The 17,034-nt window shown below is 48.8% G+C and carries 11 protein-coding genes; 4 read left to right on the top strand and 7 right to left on the bottom strand.

The window, feature by feature from the left end; all coding sequences use genetic code 11:
* Positions 1 to 427: 427 nt before the first annotated feature.
* From HF324_RS30720 to HF324_RS30710, 3 genes are all read left to right on the top strand, one after another.
* Positions 428 to 3,766, top strand: a complete 3,339-nt coding sequence (locus HF324_RS30720; protein ID WP_168807373.1) for a SusC/RagA family TonB-linked outer membrane protein — start codon at positions 428 to 430, stop codon at positions 3,764 to 3,766.
* A gap of 11 nt (positions 3,767 to 3,777) precedes the next feature.
* Positions 3,778 to 5,763: a SusD/RagB family nutrient-binding outer membrane lipoprotein gene (locus tag HF324_RS30715; RefSeq protein WP_168861571.1), complete on the top strand. Its 1,986-nt coding sequence runs from the start codon at positions 3,778 to 3,780 to the stop codon at positions 5,761 to 5,763.
* A 328-nt stretch (positions 5,764 to 6,091) separates the two neighbouring features.
* A complete protein-coding gene (locus HF324_RS30710; RefSeq protein ID WP_168861570.1) occupies positions 6,092 to 6,946 on the top strand; it encodes a hypothetical protein in 855 nt (284 codons plus the stop codon).
* Between the two features lie 44 nt (positions 6,947 to 6,990).
* Here HF324_RS30710 and HF324_RS30705 read toward each other — a convergent pair whose 3' ends face one another.
* Positions 6,991 to 7,878 (bottom strand): ankyrin repeat domain-containing protein, encoded by an 888-nt coding sequence (locus HF324_RS30705; protein WP_220100647.1) that lies wholly within the window; start codon positions 7,876 to 7,878, stop codon positions 6,991 to 6,993.
* Between the two features lie 248 nt (positions 7,879 to 8,126).
* On the opposite strand from HF324_RS30705, the gene HF324_RS30700 reads away from it, so the two are divergent.
* Positions 8,127 to 8,351, top strand: a complete 225-nt coding sequence (locus HF324_RS30700; protein ID WP_168807369.1) for a hypothetical protein — start codon at positions 8,127 to 8,129, stop codon at positions 8,349 to 8,351.
* Positions 8,352 to 8,374: 23 nt separating this feature from the next.
* Here HF324_RS30700 and HF324_RS30695 read toward each other — a convergent pair whose 3' ends face one another.
* The 6 genes from HF324_RS30695 to HF324_RS30670 all read right to left on the bottom strand — a co-directional run bounded on the left by HF324_RS30695 (position 8,375) and on the right by HF324_RS30670 (position 17,032).
* Positions 8,375 to 8,920: an RNA polymerase sigma factor gene (locus tag HF324_RS30695; protein ID WP_168861569.1), complete on the bottom strand. Its 546-nt coding sequence runs from the start codon at positions 8,918 to 8,920 to the stop codon at positions 8,375 to 8,377.
* A 400-nt stretch (positions 8,921 to 9,320) separates the two neighbouring features.
* The gene (locus HF324_RS30690; protein ID WP_168861568.1) at positions 9,321 to 10,664 is read right to left on the bottom strand and encodes an alkaline phosphatase family protein; all 1,344 of its coding nucleotides are present in this window, start codon (positions 10,662 to 10,664) and stop codon (positions 9,321 to 9,323) included.
* An 11-nt stretch (positions 10,665 to 10,675) separates the two neighbouring features.
* Entirely contained in the window at positions 10,676 to 12,097 is a 1,422-nt protein-coding gene (locus tag HF324_RS30685) for a tetratricopeptide repeat protein (protein WP_168861567.1), read from the bottom strand.
* Positions 12,098 to 12,108: 11 nt separating this feature from the next.
* The gene (locus HF324_RS30680) at positions 12,109 to 15,246 is read right to left on the bottom strand and encodes a TonB-dependent receptor domain-containing protein (protein ID WP_220101255.1); all 3,138 of its coding nucleotides are present in this window, start codon (positions 15,244 to 15,246) and stop codon (positions 12,109 to 12,111) included.
* 167 nt (positions 15,247 to 15,413) lie between these two features.
* Positions 15,414 to 16,367, bottom strand: coding sequence for a FecR family protein (locus tag HF324_RS30675; protein ID WP_168861565.1), 954 nt, complete (start codon positions 16,365 to 16,367; stop codon positions 15,414 to 15,416).
* A 47-nt stretch (positions 16,368 to 16,414) separates the two neighbouring features.
* Positions 16,415 to 17,032: a sigma-70 family RNA polymerase sigma factor gene (locus tag HF324_RS30670; RefSeq protein WP_168807363.1), complete on the bottom strand. Its 618-nt coding sequence runs from the start codon at positions 17,030 to 17,032 to the stop codon at positions 16,415 to 16,417.
* Between the last annotated feature and the right edge of the window lie 2 nt (positions 17,033 to 17,034).

The following is a 17,034-nucleotide window of genomic DNA, read 5'->3' as shown; positions in this document are numbered from 1 at the left end:
GAGCAGTAAGTAATGTCTTTCGGGCACAGCGCATTTATTCCGTAAATCAACACAACCGGACATGGGCAAAGGAGGCCAATTAGCGAAATAGCTATCGCTTTGGGGAAGAAAGTATGGACCCAAAAAAGAGGACCGGACTCACCAAAGAGCGTCCTATACCTCCAGCTATATCAACGGGATTAAATACTGTCCGGGAGGGTGGGGAATAGCCTTAACCCGGTGGGAAAGCCAGTAGCCTGATGCATTAAAATACTATCTCCCTTAATTCTTACTACTGCCGGTATCGTCAACAGGACTATATGTTTGACAGGTAGGTTATGACCACATCAGTCGCCGATTGATGTAACGGGTGTTGGCGCCCGTTACCAGCGGATTTCTATGCGTGACATTACACTAAAACCATTTCTATTCAATTTTAAAAAATAAAATGATGCAGTCAACCAAAAGATGTCTTTTGCTTTTTATGCTCTTTTGCATAGGAAGCATGTTTGCCTATGGGCAAGGAAAAATGGCGGTTTCAGGTACGATCAAAGATGCCACCGGCAATGTTCTTGCGGGAGCCACCGTGAGTGAAAAAGGTACCTCCAATTGGGCGCCTTCCGGTAAAGATGGTCACTTTACCATCAATGTACAACCAAATGCAAAGCTGGTTATTTCTTATGTTGGGTTTGTCACCCAGGAGCTGCCGGCCACGCCTTCCATGCAGATAACACTGGTGGCCAGTGTCCGGAGCGCTGATGAGGTAGTTGTTACAGCCCTGGGTATCAAAAAGCAATCTAAAGCTTTAGGATATGCGGTGTCCAAAATCGATAATGACAGAATCATGGCCAGCGGCACGCCTACCAACGCCTTACAGGCGCTCTACGGGGCCGCTCCCGGCGTACAGGTGGCCGCTACGGCAGCCGGCCCTTCTGCCGGAATGAAAATCAATATTCGTAACGCGGTATCGTTTGATCAAAATTCATCAACGCGCCCGCTTATTGTTGTAGATGGTGTTCCTATCCATGACCAGAATACACAAATGGGTTTCGGGGCTACCGATCGCGATAATGGAACTGGTATTAACGATATCAACCCTGATGATATCGCCTCTATGGAAATTTTGAAAGGAGCGAAAGCATCCGTACTATATGGTAGTGAAGGCGCCAATGGGGTGCTGTTGATTACCACTAAAAGCGGCGCTAAAGGCAAAGGGCTGGGCGTGGCGGCTTCTTTTACAACTTCATGGGACAGGGCGGCCTTCCTTCCTAAATTACAAAATGAATATGGCACAGGCTCCAGTCCCAGCAACTCAAGGAATGACGCCCAGGGATATTATATTGATGCAAACGGAAAGAGAGCACTGGCAACTACATTAGGAGATGGTTTCGGAGCTGCTGCCTTTGGACCAAGGTTTGATCCAAGCGTGAAGCTATTGTGGTGGGATGGCGTGGAAAGACCATGGCAGGCCCAAACCAGAAATATCTACAATGATCTTTACCAAACCGGGCATCAGAATACAACCAATGTGGCTTTAAGCGGAGGAAACGACCAGGGACAGATCCGTTTTTCATACACTAATTTAAGTATGACCCCCATCAGGCCAGGTTCAGATTACGACAAAAATACTTTCAGCCTGAACTCGTCGTATAAGTTAAACAATAACATCACCCTTAAATATACCGGCAACTTTTATATCTCCAAAAACGTAAATGCTGCCAACCTGAGCACCATGAACGGGGAAGGTCAGCAGGCAGAGATCGGGGCATTTAGCGCTGACATCAATGTAGGCTTGCTAAAGTCGCATATGCTGACACCTGACGGCTATAATTACTTCGCCAATCCAAGCCTTAGAAATTTAATTTCCAATGGCAGGAAAGGAGTGGTAGGCTATCTATGGGACCAGCTCCAGAATCAGTCTACCTTTACAAGATTGCACAATATCCAGTCTTTATCTGCCGACATAAAACTCACCAATATATTTAGTGCCACATTAATGGGCGGCATAGATTATAGTACCGAGAGAAATGAGTATAAGGGTAAATTATTGGATCCGCAGTTAATTGGACCTAATAGTGGTTTCATGTACAGTGATGTAACTAATACCTATAAGAACACCTATGGCCAGGGCATGCTTAACTTCAATACCAAAATTAACAGCGATTTTGATTTGTCTGGTTTTGTGGGTGGCGTGATCAGGAAAAATTATACAGAAGGGAAAGGTGCATCTGTGAATGGGTATGGACAGCTGGTTATCCCTAACTATTTCTCATTTAATAATTTGCCATTAGGTGTGCAGCCCCAGTACCAGTTTACAAACGGGCAGGATATCTTATACAGCTTACTGGGATCGGCGCAGCTGGCATGGAGAAACCAGGTATATATAGAGGCACAGGCAAGGCAAGACTGGTCGTCCATCTTACCTCCAAACCAGAATAGCTATTTCTACCCTGGCATAAGTGCGGCATGGATCCTGAGTGAAAGCCTGAAACTGCCGGCAGTATTTGATTATGCCAAGGTTAGGGCGTCATGGGCCGATGTGGGACGTCCCGGACCGCGCTATTTCAGCAACGTGAACTATTCTACTTCTCAGACCGGTGGCGGTTATGTGCTTACTCCTCCGGCCGACCTTCCTCCTATGGGCACCAACGGTCAGCCCAATTTGAAACCTGAGCGTAAACGCGAATTCGAAGTTGGTTTTGAAACATACCTGCTCCAAAACAGAAGGATTGGGGTGGATTTCTCCTATTACAAGTCAAATATCTACGACCAGATCATGGCGGTAGCTGCCCCTCCGGGAATGGGCGTTAAAAATGTGAGGATGAACGCCGGTAATGTGATGAACAAAGGATGGGAGCTGGCGATTAAAACAAAACCCATTTTAACGAAAGACTTTGAATGGGATGTGAACCTGATGTTTGCGCACGGTAAAACATATGTTGAAAAACTGGATGGTAAACTGCAATCGCTCACCTTATGGAATGCCTTCGGCGCAGTGAATGCAGTAGCAAATGTTGGTGAAGAATATGGCCAGCTTTACCTGACCAAGTCAACCTACACCTATAACAATCCCAATGATGCGAATGATCCGAATAATGGAAAAAGAGTTGTAAATGCTGCCGGATCAGCCTATGATTATAAGAGCACGGCGAAGTTGATCGGCAAAACTATTCCTGATGTGACAGGCGGTTTTTTCACTTCTTTTTCCTATAAAGGTATTCGCCTTATCGCAAATATAGATTACCAGTTTGGCGCTACTTTCCTGTCCGGTTCAGAGACCTATATGATGGCTGCCGGAGCGTTAAACGAAACATTGAAATACAGGGATGAGGCACATGGCGGCGCTGCGTATTATTTAGATGCCAATTCCAAAAAAGTGGCAGGCACAAACCCTAATGGCGGACCCACTTTTCATGATGGTGTAATATTGGACGGTGTTAGCACTGACGGTAAAACGAACACCAAAGTGGTTTCGGCTGATAACTATTACTATGACTCTTATTTCTCAAATGGCTTCTTCCCTGAAGACAGGATCTTTAAAAGCGATTACGTTGCACTGCGTAATATAGCTATCGATTACACGGTGAACTCAAATCTTTCCAGGAAGGTCCGCATGAGCAGCCTGGTGATATCAGTTTTTGCCAACAATGTGGGTTACCTCTATAAAGCCGCACCCAATTCAGTACCTGAATCAACTAATGGAACCGGGTGGGGCGTAGGTTCCTACGGAACAACTGCCTTGCCCTCACAGCGTTCAATAGGTATTTCTATCAAAACTAAATTCTAAAAACAACTAAGATGAAATATATACATGTAAAATCATTTTTCTTACTTACGTTGTTACTGTCTTCTGTAGCGTGTAAGAAGAAACTGGACGATCTGTATCAGAATCCTGATGGATATTCAAAAGACATGGCTGATAAGTCGGGAGTAAGCGTTATCGCCGGGTTCTTTACTTCTCAGCTGACCCAGGGCTTCTTTCTTAGTGGTGATTATGGTTCTGTTTATCACCAGGTAAGAAGCGGGGACAGGATTATGGCAAATGCTGTTCAGATTTATAATGTTACCACGGAAGGAAGTACCCATACGCTTGCAGATGTTGAGCATGACTGGGGCACGGGCGGTTTTAACGAATCTGTTTTTAATTTTGTTAATACCCAATGGATCACGCCAATACTTTGGGCACAACGTGAGTACAACCTGACGCCCCAGGCTAAGCGGACTAATCTGGATAGTCTTTATATTACTTTACTGCATGTTCTGAAAGGTTATGCCTATCAAAGGGCAACCGACATGTACGACAAGATTCCCTACATAGAGACAGGTTCAGCAGGCGGACTTGACGGCATTAAGGCAAAGTACCTGGGCCAATCGGACATCTATCCGAAAATCATCAGTGACTTTAAAGTTGCTGAAGACGTGTTGACGAAGCTGACGCTTACCACTACAGAACAGGCATCCTTTAACCAGCAGGACATCCTTTTCGGCGGAAATATTTTAAAATGGCGGAAGTATATTAATTCATTGAGGCTGCGCTGTGCAATGAATGTAAGCGAAGTGTTACCTGCTCTTACAAGGCAGGTGCTTACCGAACTGCAAGGTAAGCCTTTGCTGACCGACTACAACGATGTGGCTGGTGTGGCCGACATAGCCGTTATTGCACTTAACCGTATTTGTAATGAATTAGGTATTACCCGCGCGTACAGGGAGAGGGCGGATGACTGCCGTGCCGGAAAAAAATTCCTGCAGGATGTGATGTATTGCCAGCCGACCATGGGCAGCAAGATAGTAAACGGACAAACGTTATACTATTTTAGCGGTGATAATTCCGTGACCGGTTTGTTGGATGGCACTGTTGACCCCCGTGTTGCCTACATTTTCGCTCCGGACTGGAAAGGCAGGTACCTGGGAGTTGACACAAAATGGGATGGAAATACTGATCCCAACAGCTATTTAAATAAAGTTTTGCGTGGCCTCTATATCAATGATCCTATCCTGACTGATATTTCAAAGACGACATTTTATTATGGCGTAAACAATAGCCAGTCAATCGTGTTGGATGCAGCATCCAAAGCGGATCTGAGCAAACGTGAAGCATTCCTGTTAAATACACTCCGCAGCAGAGCTGCCAATTATGATGACAATGGTTGGAACGTAGGTACTGAAAACAACCTCGTTGCCGAGTACAACGTACGCTCTCAGTTTAACTTTGCCCTGAAATATCCGACCATTCATGCGGTTGAAACAGAGCTTTCATTGGCTGAAGCCGCAGTAAGAGGCCTCGGGCAATTGAATGGCGCCGCCCGCGATCACTATAAGAACGCGATTATCCTATCCTGCAAATATTGGTACGAACTGAACAACTCAAATCAGTATTCAAAGACCACTTTGCCGGCCATGCCAACAACGATGGATGATTCCAGGATCAATGCCAAACCTGCCATGGAATACAATGCCAATGTATATGCGGAAAATGCAGCGCAGAAATTTGACGCTATGTCAAGTACACAACAAGTGCAGGCAATTTTTAATCAGCTTCAGTTGCACTATAATATGTTGAACTTCGAGGTGCCATATACCGCTGCGCGCCGGTTAATTAAATACCTGGGCACCAACCCGGCTTCCGTGTATGAAAGATTCAAATGGAAAGAAAGAATGACTTATCCAAGCAGTATCCAGGCATCTGATCCGGAAGGTTGGTCAATTATCAGCGCCTCTAACAATCCGGACCTCCCGGTATGGTTTACCGGCCGAACTATCAAATGGAAAAATGCATTGGAATAGTAACCTTTAAAACATATGCAGGAGGATTTTCAAAAAACATGCATATAAAAAAACAAGATCTTCTGGCAGGCCGGTAAATCCTGTCATGAGTTTAAGTAATAGATGATGACAAAAGATAGGGCCGCATTCCTGCGGCCTTGCTTTTTGAAATATAATGAAGCCTGAACGTGTTGTACGCGTGTATACTCCAAAAGATCAATCTGAGTTCATACAGGAGAGCCTCATTAATGAACTGATGCTGATATATGATATCGAAATACGTTTAGTCTAAATTGTACGGAATTTAAAAAATACCTACTTTTAGTTTCTCGTGAAATCAAATTGACCTATGAAATTTATTCATTTGTTTGGCCCGTTGTTAATCACATGTGTTAACACCTATGCTCAAAAAAACATCTTCCCGCTTCCTGCCGGAAAAGTAGGTATTGGTACGGATTCTCCCACGGTGCAGCTGGACGTCAGGGGCGAATTCAGCCTGGGTGTACTATCCTCAACCGGTGGGCAGGCCTACAGTATCGGCCTTACACGCGCAGGAGCACAACTATATGGCGCTACCGGTAATGGCCTCCGTTTGGGAGGCTCCTTAAGTAATGCAGATGTTACTATACTTCCGAATGGGAATGTTGGTATCGGTACCGTCTCTATAGGCCAGAAACTGGATGTAAACGGCATTTTCCGGAGCAATGGCATGGTGACGCTATTAGGGCCTGGTACGGCGTCAGAACCAGCCAATACGGATAAGAGAGGTTTGTACGTTGATAATGATGTTAGTACCAGCTGGAATTTACTGACACTCAGGAATGTAGCCGGCACTATGATGACGGTAACGGGAGCGGGAAATGTGGTTATCGGTGCGAATAACCGGCAGGGCTACAAACTGGCTGTTGACGGTACCATCGGCGCCCGAAGAGTTAAAGTAACGCAGGAGAGCTGGGCAGATTATGTATTTCTGCCCGATTATAAACTTCCCTCTATTGAAGAACTGGAGCGGTATGTAACCAGCAAGGGGCATCTGCCTGGCGTACCCTCTGCTGAAGAAGTAAAAAGCAACGGTGTAGACCTGGGTGATATGAATAAAATCCTGATGGAGAAAGTGGAAGAACTTTCCCTGTATATTATTTCACTGAAGAAACAACTGGATGCGCAGCAGGCGCAAATAACAGCGTTGCAGCGACAACGATGACGACTGCTGCCGGCTATTGCCGGATTGGTCCGTGCCGGCGATAGCTATTTTTGCTCATTTATGCGTGCCAGATCAGCCTTATAAAGCGTTTCACCATAATTTCTATTGAAATTGACGGACACTTTGTCCCGTGGACTTAATTTTTCGTACAGCCTGATCCTGAGTGCTGCTTCAGCAATCGTATCCTTTTTAACGGGGAACTGTACCTGGAATTTATCAACAAGGATTTTCCTGATGGCTGCCAGCTTTTCATAGTAAGGACTTTCCGGTAAATGGCGGTCCTTTTTTTGTTTTTCCTTGTATTCGATATAACCTGCCATCGGACAGAGGCCGGTGCCGGCGATGACGGGATTTCCGCCTTTCTCCAGGAAGTAGGAAGCGAGCTCCAGGTCGTCTCTGATAGCAGCTTCCATAATATTGCTTCCGCCATAGGAGATGTGATTGATATCAGCGCCCTGACCAAGCAGGTAGTCAATCATCTTTCGTTCTGTATGTTCAGAACCTCCCAGCATCATCGCATCACACAGCGGAGAATCTCCTATAGCGGGATTCGGATTGGCCTTATAGCTGAAAAGCAGTTGCAGCATATCGTAGTGATTAAGCGCGACAGCATGTCCCAAAGGGGTGTCATATCCCTTGTACGAGCTTACAACATTGGGATCAGCGCCCAGCTCCAGCAGTTTTTTCATAGCATGCAGGTCCTCGATAAGAGAAGCATACATCAGAAGCGTGTACCCGGTTTTTTCCGCCAGTTTGTCGGGATTCAGCTGTTTGGTTTTAATGACTTGCTCCATCCCCTTGAGATCACCATCGAACATTTTTTGCGCAACCAGTAATTGATCACCGCTGAACATTTTATCCGGCGGATATTCGCTTCTGTTTACTTTTTTCCGTGACCTGGAACCGAAGTCTGAGCAAGATAGGAATGTCATAACAGCAATAAGTATTAAAACAGTTGATCTCATATTTAGTATCGTTAGGATAAACTATCGCAACAGGTTAACTTTTTCACACAGCAGGCAGAGACTGGTGTGTAAAATAAACTTTTTCCCGGAATAATCACATTCTTAACCCAGGCTCATCTACCAGAGGGGGACGGCAATGCCCCTTGCCGGAATAACATTATTGGCGGAGGGAGACAGGGAGTTACCGAATACAGGAAAGGGCATTAAACTTTGTGATGGCAGCATCGCTGCTTCTCTTCATGCATAATTCTCCGGAGAATTTCAATTTTGAGTCTTTCCGGAGGAGCTACGGCCTCGAGCAGCATACGGTTTTCAAACTCAAGTTCTATTTGGGCAATAGTCAGCTCCAGCTCCGGATAAAGCTTCCTGAGCTGTTCTATTTCAGCTTCCGCCTCCGCTGTTGCCAGCCCGATAAGATAGCGTTCTATAATTCCGCTTGATATGTATGATTGGAGGTTCAATGTTATCTCGTAAGCACTTTTGACAATTTTTTCAGCGCGCTGCGCAGCCTGGACTTTATGGTCCCAAGGGGAATGTTTAATTTTTTTGCGATTGCTTCCTGTGTATAGCCCTGAAAATAGAATAATTCTATTGGTGCCCTGTGCTTTTCATCCAGGGATGATACCATTTTTCGGATTCCCATTTCGTCTTTAATCTCAGGCATAACTAATACATTTTCTATGCTCAATGGTTCGTTTTCCTTCTTGTTTTTCCTGTTTTTTTTCTTGTTTTTTTGCCGAATGCTATCCAGCGCGGTATTTACAGCAATCCGGTGGAGCCAGGTATACAGGCGGCCTTTTTCGGCATCATATTGCCCCATAGATTTCCAAACTTTCAGCGCCGTCTCCTGTAACACGTCTTCTGCTATTTGCTGGTCGGATACTTTATCCAATATTGCTTTAAAAAGGGCTCCTGAATACTGGTCATAAAGGGAGTCAAATGCCGCGCCCAGCGCTTTGTCTTCCAGGGAAGCAAATGGGTGTTTTGGTGTGTTGTTTGAATTTTTCAAAGTATTAATGCTACGGGATAAAACAATGAAAAAAATGATACCCGGACGATTTACAATCTTTTACATTCGATTGTAACATCCCTTTGGTCTATGTTTTATCATAGGTCCCTCATCTGTAAGAATGGTTGATCTTGGTTTCTGCATAAAAAAAATTCTTGTGATATACTAGATACGTGAGGTTTAATCGGACGGTTTAACCGGAGTAAATTTTTTTTCAACTTGTAATTGCATGCCTGTTAGCAGATAAAAATTGTATAAAAATGATTAACTAATCAATAACATAATTTTTGCCTGATATATCATATGTAATGATCAGTAGAAGTCCTAATCAGTTGTCTATAATAAAAAAAGAGAGAAGGTTATTGACCTTCTCTCTTTTTGATGTGCTGTTGTAAAGACGTTATCTGCTTTTCATCACCCCGGGATATACCATCCCATCTGCCTCTTTCAGCGGAATCCCCAATAATTTGGCCACCAGCGGCGCCACATCTGTCAGTTCTATCACGGGAACGGTTATATGTTCTCCCAGTCCGGCGCCATAGGCGATAAAGCCGGTCTGTATCTCCCTGAAATCGGGGAAGTAGCCGTGTGCGCCGCCACGGGCTTTTTTTACCGCTTCTCCTTCTTTGTTGCCGGAGAAGGCGATGCCCTGCACGGCGGTGAGTGCCAGCATGGCGTCAGGGTCGGCGCCTGTCTTTGCCAGCGCAGGCTGTTCTATCACGCGAAACTGTTTACGGATGCCTTCTGGCAGTTCGTTCAGCATGGCTTTTACCTGCTGCAGTGTTTTCTGATCGTTTTTATCTTTCAGTTTGAGGAAGGTGGACCCGCCGCCGCTGTGGAACAGCGCTTTCCAGCTGCCCGGATTTTCTTTGGTGCCGGCCAGGCCTTTTTGTGCCAGCCACACGTTGGGCGACAGGGAAGTATGGATGTCCACGAAGCCATGGTCGCCGGTGATGATGATAGCGGTGCTGTCGCTGATACCGGCTTTTTCGATGGCTTCGAGGATGGTGCCGATGCCGTGGTCGGCGGAAGCCACCGCGGTGGCTACGGCGTTACCTTCCCGTCCTTCGCGGTGCTGTACTTCATCGGTGCAGGGCAGGTGTACGGTCAGCAGGTTGGGCTTATAGCGACGGACCAGGTAGGCGGCCATGCGGCTGAGCGTTTCATTCATACCGAGGTAGCGCAGGTTCATGTCGGTGGACTGTAACTCGCCGGTGGCATTCTTTTGCACTTCCTCGAAGAGGCCTTTGGGGGTGGACTGCTCGCTGGTAGGCGCTCTGCGGTCACCCGGGTTGCTCAGGGAGAAGGTCTCCGGGATGTTGTAAGTTATCGGGGCGCCGACAGACACCGGCCAGGATACGGACGCAGAAGTCATCCCGGCTTTGCCCACGGCGTCCCAGAGCGTTTCCGCCTTGATATGACTGGTCTCAGAATACCAGCGGCCGCTGGCCCCTTCGGGTTCGAAGGGGGTATTGTACCAGATGCCGTGCCTGGCGGGCTTTACGCCCGTGATAAGGGTGGTATGGGATGGATAGGTGATGGTCGGGAAGATGCCTGTTACACCGGTGGCGTGTACGCCTTTCTCTTTCATCCGTTGCATATTGGGCGCCGGCCAGGAGCGGTCGAGGTAAAAATCAGGACGGAAACCGTCAATGCTGATCAGCACCACGTATTTGGCCTGTTGCGCCATGATGCCGGTGAACGTTAACAGTAAAGTAGCTACGAAGAAGAATATTTTTTTCATGATGATAGCTTTTAAGGAATGAAGGGGAAAATTTCTTTGGCGTGTTTATTCTTTACCAGCACGGCATTCATGTCGAACTTCATGGTAACAACGCCATTGGTTTTATCATAGGTGAAATGGTCCATGCCGCGGCCCAGCGGGATAAAGGACGGGATCTGCGCTTTCAGGTGCTCCGGTTTTACGTTCGGATTGTTGAGCTGCTCGGTTTGCGACACCGGGAATTTGATACCCAGATCGGTCATCCTCCTGCCTTCTGCAATAAAAATTTCCTGCCGCAGCCGGTAGAGCATGTACAACAGCTGGTCTTCCGTGATGGCGGCATCCAGGTCTGCCCCTGTTACCATCGTGCCGGACACCGTATATACTTTAATGTTACCTGCCTGCCTGTCCAGCACATAGTTGCTGCGCGGGGCGTCGTTAGCATCGAACTTTACCTGTACTGCTTTCAGCGGGTAATCGGTGCGGTTGCCTCCATTGCGGGTTTCTTTTTTATCATCCACCATCACTGCCGGGCGGTTGGCCACCAGTTGTAACAGCTGTTGCAGTGAATGACGGCCTTCTGTGAGGTTGCCGGCGGCGATCTGTGTTTCTGCAAGTATCAGCCAGCTTTCTTCTGCTTTAACGATGGTCACAGGCTTCTGATCATTGGCTGCCAGGCCGGTGTGGAAATATTTCGGGTCCAGGAAGTCCAGCCGGGGCAATGGCGCAAACTCATTGTTGGTAGAAGAGAAGAGGTAGGTTTGCATGTCGTTGGGGATGTTGTTCACACCATCATATTTCACCTGGCGCAGCAACGTGCCGTTATTGCTGATAGCGGCGGCGGCGAATTTGGCGGCATTGGCTGCGTCGCCGAGCGCGTAGTAGGCTCTTGCCTTGAGCAGCGTATAGGCGGCCGTTTCTGCCGCGTTTTTACTTAAAGCGATCGCCTGGTCCAGCTGGCGCACTGCCTTCTGCAGATGTTCCACCGGCGTTAATACAGGGCCGCCCGCGCTGCCCGGAAGCGCTACGAACAACTCCCCGCTGAGCATATGTGCAAAGGCGCTGCTGAAATATACTTCTGCGGAATCTGCTGCGGTGGCGGCAGGGTCGGCGGGCAACACTTTGTTAAGGCCATACTCGGACATCTCCCGCAGGCGCTGTACCTGTATCTGCAGGTTGTTGACATCAAGATCGAAATAATCGATCTGCGGAATGTCAAATACTTTACTGCTCAGCGTGCGGTTGTTGTAATAGTTGTCAGACACCAGTTCTGTGGACACTACCACCTGGTTCATTGTCAGCGCCAGCTGCCTGCGCAAGCCGGTCACCCAGCTGGCGGCGGCATTGGGGTTTTCCAGGAACACCGGTTCTGTAACGTTCGGATTTAATACGGAACAGCTGTCCATAGCGAGCATACCTGCAAACAGGGCAGCGGTGATATATCTTTTTTTCATGATTGACAGGTTTAGAAGTTTAAACGTAAAGTGCCTAAGAACTGCCGCGGCGCGGAATAGGTGGCATAGGAAATACCGCCGGTGGTGGCGCCTCCCTGGCCCTGCGCGCTGCCGCTGATGGTAGATTCCGGATCAAAGGAAGAGGCGGCGAAATTCAGCGGGTTTACGGCAGAGAAACTTACGGTGGCGGATTTGATCACTTTGTTGAACATCGCCGGTTTCCAGCTGTAGCTGCAGCCGATTATCCTGATCTTGAGGTAATCGGTTTTTTCGGTGAACATATTCGTGAAGTTCAGCCAGTTGCTCCGCTTGTTTTTATCGATTTCAGCCTGTGGGATACCTTCGGTGCCCGCACCATAGTTAAACCGGAACTGGCGGTCGAAGGAGTTGGCATAAGCGCCTTTCTGATAATCACCGTTGACGAAGAAATTAAATTGTTTGTAACGCAGGTTCAGGCCCAGGCTACCGAAAAGGTCCGGGATAGTGGTGCCGAGGTTCTGCTGGGCAGTGGTGGTCTGTAACACGCCATCAGGGCCAAATACGCCGTAGTTGCCGCGCAGGAAGCCGATGGGATATCCTTCCTGTACTACCGTCTGAATAGTACGGGCGCTGAAACCGTTGATGTTAAACGGCGCCACGCCACCGGCGCTTTCCACATTATTGTACATCGTATTGGCGGAAGCATTCAGGCGAAGGGTAAAGTCTTTGGTGTCTACCGGGATAGCGGTGATGCTCAGTTCCCAGCCTCGGTTCAGTATCCTGCCGACGTTGTACAGCTGTGACAGCGACTGACCGGTGGACGGAGTTGGCGGCACATAGAAAAGGGCATCTTTGGTCACCGCATGGTAGTAACCGGCGGATATCAACAGGCGGTCTTTCAGAAAGCCCAGGTCTATACCGGCTTCCAGCGTTTGTGTTTTCTCCGGTTTCAGGTTATCGTTGCCCGGCTGACCAAAGAAGGCTGCCTGATCGCTGTTATAGCCCTGGAAAGCGATCGTTCTTTCATTGGCGAAGGCTGTGGGCAGGTTGCCCGCTATGCCAAAACCGCCCCGTACTTTGGCGGAAGACAGCACCTGTTCCAGACGGGCGAACCAGGGCTCTGCGCTTGGGATATAAGAGAAGCCAACTTTGGGGTAGTACTGTATACCGATGTTTCGGCCAAAGGCGGGGTTACCATCACCACGGATACCCAGATCAAGGAACAGTTTATTTTTAAACCCGATGTTTTCCTGCAGGTAGATACCATAGTTCACCACTTCCAGGTAGAACTCATCGCTGGTTTTGGAGGCGGCGTCTTTGATATTCCTGGCGCCATCGCGGATGTTGCTGCCGTTGTAGGCTATCTGCTGATCTTCATTGCGGAAGAACTGCGTACCGGCGGTGGTAACGAAGGAGAACTGGCCTGTTTTCCATTCGTGCTGTCCGTTCAGCTCCAGTGTGATGCCGAGGTATTTACGATCGTTGTTGGTGATGCTGCCCTGGTCCTTTACCGGGTTGCCGGTAGTGAAAGACAGGTATTTGTTGGTGGTGATCACCTGGTTTTTCTGAACACGATAGTCGATACCGCCGGTAGCTTTAAACACGAGGTTTTTCAGCGGACGGTATTTAAACGACTGGGATGTCTGGAAACGGTTGACGGTGATATCGTTGTCCTGCAAACGTTCTGCTTCGCGGACATAATCTTTCATTTTCTGGAATTCGGCATCGGAGAGATCGTCGATATTCGGATTAAATTTCGGTCCGGTGATGGCGGAAGCGCCGCTCTCCGTAAACCACAGCCCCGTATAGCCGCCCTGGTTACCATTACGGTTACGCTTGTATTTATTGTTGACGTAGGTAAAGGAGCTTTCGTACGTCACTTTTTCTCCGAGGCCAGCCCGGAAGCCGGTGCTGAAATCGATTTTACGGTTGCTGTTCTGATCGAATATTTCGGTGCCCTGTGTATTGAGATAGTTGCCGGAGAAGCTGTAGCCGAATTTATCCTGACCGCCATTGAGGCCGATATGATGTTTCTGGTAGAAGCCATTCTGCATCAGGAGGTCTTTGGTGCGTTTGAAGTGAAGGAAGTCAGCAGTGGGTGTTTCAATGCCCATTTGTGTTTCCGCGTTGACCGCCACATTGCCTGCTCCTCCTTTTTTCGTGAAGATCTGGATAACGCCGTTGGCCGCATCAGAGCCGTAGAGGGTGGTGGCGGCGCCGCCGTTGATGTATTCTATCTTCTCAATATTCTCCATCGGGATGTCGGAGATGGCGCTGATAGCGGCGCCCTGCGCGCTGCCACCGCCGAGTGCGGACACGGTGTTGAGATTGTCCATACGCACACCGTCCACGTAGATGATGGGTGTGGAGTTCACGAAGGCGGAGTTAACGCCTCTCGCGCGTATGATGGAAGTAGCGCCTGCCTGGCCGCCGGTGAGCTTGATTTGTGCGTTGGGCAGGCGTGACTGCAGTAACTGGTCGATCCGCGTGGCGGGTGCATCTTCTATGTCACGGGCGCCGATGCTGACAACGTTGGAAGACAGGCGGCGGCGGGCTATGTCTACGCCTTGTCCTGTTACCACTACTTCATCGAGGCCCAGGCGGTCTTCTTCCAGCTGGATATTGAGGCCGGTGCAGTTATCCCGCTTCAGTGCTATTTCTTTCTTCTTAAAGCCCACGAAGTAAACCGCCAGCGTGATTTCTTCCTTACCGGCCGGAAAGCCCAGCGAAAAGCGGCCTTCCACGTCTGTCTGAGCGCCGGAGGAGCTGCCTTTGATACTGATGCTGACGCCTGGTAAAGGCTCATGGGTTTTAGCGTCTGTAATGCGGCCGCTGATCTTTACCGCCTGCTGCCGGCCGTTGGGCTGTATCAGCAGGTATTTGTCATTCACCTGTACAATATTGACCGGGAAAGAGCTCAGCAGCTCCCTCAGCACGACGGCCACGGTTTTACCGCTGGCCGCGTAGCTGATCTTACTTTCAGCAGGGATGGCGCTGATGTCGTAGCCGATGGTGAGCGATGATTGTTTTTCGATCATCTGCAGTACATTTTTCATCGGCAGATCTTTCGCCCGGATGTCGACCCTGATCTTTTCCATGGACTGGCCTTCTATGTGCGCGGCGGAGGCCATAGAAGTGGAAAGGAACGCGAAGAAGAGTGCTAGTCTCATTTTTAAGGAAAAAAGAGTTTTGACCGGCTTGACGCAACCGGCGTAAAAATTTCTCATTTTTGTAGTGTTTTTAATGTGATTCGTTAAAAATGCTGTGCCTTCCAACAGGCGCAGGAACTAAGCCGGGGGTGTTGGTAGCACTTCCGGTTTTTTTGTTGACCTAATGACTAGTGTGCATAAGTTTTACTGTAAATGATGATTTGTCCATTTTCTTGTTTATAGGTAATACCGGTAAGACCGGTTAATACATCGAGGATGTTGTGAATGTTTTCCCTGCGGAAGCGGATATTGTAATGGGCAGTATCGGTAGGGGTGGTGTGCAGCTGTATCCGGACAGGATATTGCCGTTGCAGTTCCGCTACCATGTCTGTCAGCGTGCAGCTGTTGAAGTCCAGCATAGCATGCCGCCACTGGCCTGTCAGGGTGGTGTCTTCATGGCCCTGGATGACGAGGCCGCTTCTGTTGTTGTATTGCAGGGTCTCGTTGTTTGCCAGAACATAATTTTTGCCCGCTGCCGCTACCTGTACTTTTCCGCTGGTAACGGCCACCGTGGCGTTTTCTCCGCCGGGATAGCTGCGGACGTTAAAAGCGGTGCCCAGCACCGTGGTGGTCAGCGGGCCATGCTCCACCCTGAAAGGGTGCGCCGGATCGGGGTGTATCACAAAGAAAGCTTCGCCGTCCAGCGTGACCGTTCTGTTGTGCCGGCCGAAGTGCGCCGCTATGCGCAGGGTACTGCCGGCGTTGAGCGTCACCTCACTGCTGTCCGGCAGAGTGATCTGCCTGGTAGCGCCCACGCCTGTTTGCACGATGGCGGGATGGGCCGGCTGGTAGCGGGTGTAGAGCCATCCGCCTACACCTGCGGTGAATACTATTGCCGCGGCATATCGCAGCCATGCCCGGCGATAAAGCGGTTTTGCGGGCAATGTTTGCCGGATGACATGCTGCAGTATTGATTGTTGCAATACCGCCCGTTCTTCGGGAGATAATGCAGATGAAGCAGGGTCCCGGAGGGTACTGTACCAGTACTCCACCTGCTCCTTTTCTGCAGGAGAGGCGTTGCCCTGAAGGTATTTTGCCAGCAGCGCTTTGGCGCCGCCCTGATGTTGTTGCGGATGGTCCATACAAGGAGAGAATCTCCCCGGAGGACGGTAAGTACCGCAATGTTGTGTTACGGAATTATTAAGTTGTTATAAGAGGGAATAGTCAGCAGTAAAAGGAAGGTGCTGAGATAATGTTCATTGCCATGCAGCCGGGTGCGCAGGATGCGCAGCGCCAGCGTGATGTTGTTCTTCACCGTTTGTTCGGAAAGCGACATTTGCTGTGCGATGTCTTTGAGGCTCAGATTACCTTCCCGGCTCAGGAGGTAAGGCATTTTAAGGCGGTCCGGCAGCTGATCTACCTCCTGCCGGATATGATGTTCCAGCTCTTTCAGGTAGAGCTGCGTTTCGGCATTGTTTTCCATCTGTCTGTCAGCCGCGGCTTCCAGCAGTATATCGTTGTAAATAGTCACCCCCGGCCTGGAAAAGTAATCGATGATAGCATAGCGGGCAGCCTGGTAGAGATAGGCCGTAAGCCGGCCGTTGGCGCCGGTATGCAGGTGCCCGCGGTTGTTCCAGCAGCTGATAAAAATATCCTGCACAATATCCTGGGCATCCGCCCCTTGCCTGATCCGCGACTTCGTATAGGTATAGACATCTTCCCAGTAGCGGTTGACAAAGGTGGTGAAAGCTGTGTGATTCCCCTGCTGAATCAATAATAACAACCGATGGTCCGTTAGCTTTTCCATAT

The organism is Chitinophaga oryzae, from assembly GCF_012516375.2.
Classification (GTDB): domain Bacteria; phylum Bacteroidota; class Bacteroidia; order Chitinophagales; family Chitinophagaceae; genus Chitinophaga; species Chitinophaga oryzae.
The sequence above is the reverse complement of the archived record's forward strand: the minus strand, read 5'-3'. Positions and strand labels throughout refer to the sequence as shown.

Bases quoted from the DNA above. Each gene is read 5' to 3' on its own strand.
- HF324_RS30700 (WP_168807369.1), top strand. From the start codon at position 8,127: ATGGCAGCATCGCTGCTTCTCTTCATGCATAATTCTCCGGAGAATTTC.
- HF324_RS30710 (WP_168861570.1), top strand. From the start codon at position 6,092: ATGAAATTTATTCATTTGTTTGGCCCGTTGTTAATCACATGTGTTAAC.
- HF324_RS30720 (WP_168807373.1), top strand. From the start codon at position 428: ATGATGCAGTCAACCAAAAGATGTCTTTTGCTTTTTATGCTCTTTTGC.
- HF324_RS30705 (WP_220100647.1), bottom strand. From the start codon at position 7,878: ATGACATTCCTATCTTGCTCAGACTTCGGTTCCAGGTCACGGAAAAAA.
- HF324_RS30690 (WP_168861568.1), bottom strand. From the start codon at position 10,664: ATGAAAAAAATATTCTTCTTCGTAGCTACTTTACTGTTAACGTTCACC.
- HF324_RS30675 (WP_168861565.1), bottom strand. From the start codon at position 16,367: ATGGACCATCCGCAACAACATCAGGGCGGCGCCAAAGCGCTGCTGGCA.
- HF324_RS30670 (WP_168807363.1), bottom strand. From the start codon at position 17,032: ATGGAAAAGCTAACGGACCATCGGTTGTTATTATTGATTCAGCAGGGG.
- HF324_RS30715 (WP_168861571.1), top strand. From the start codon at position 3,778: ATGAAATATATACATGTAAAATCATTTTTCTTACTTACGTTGTTACTG.
- HF324_RS30685 (WP_168861567.1), bottom strand. From the start codon at position 12,097: ATGAAAAAAAGATATATCACCGCTGCCCTGTTTGCAGGTATGCTCGCT.
- HF324_RS30680 (WP_220101255.1), bottom strand. From the start codon at position 15,246: ATGAGACTAGCACTCTTCTTCGCGTTCCTTTCCACTTCTATGGCCTCC.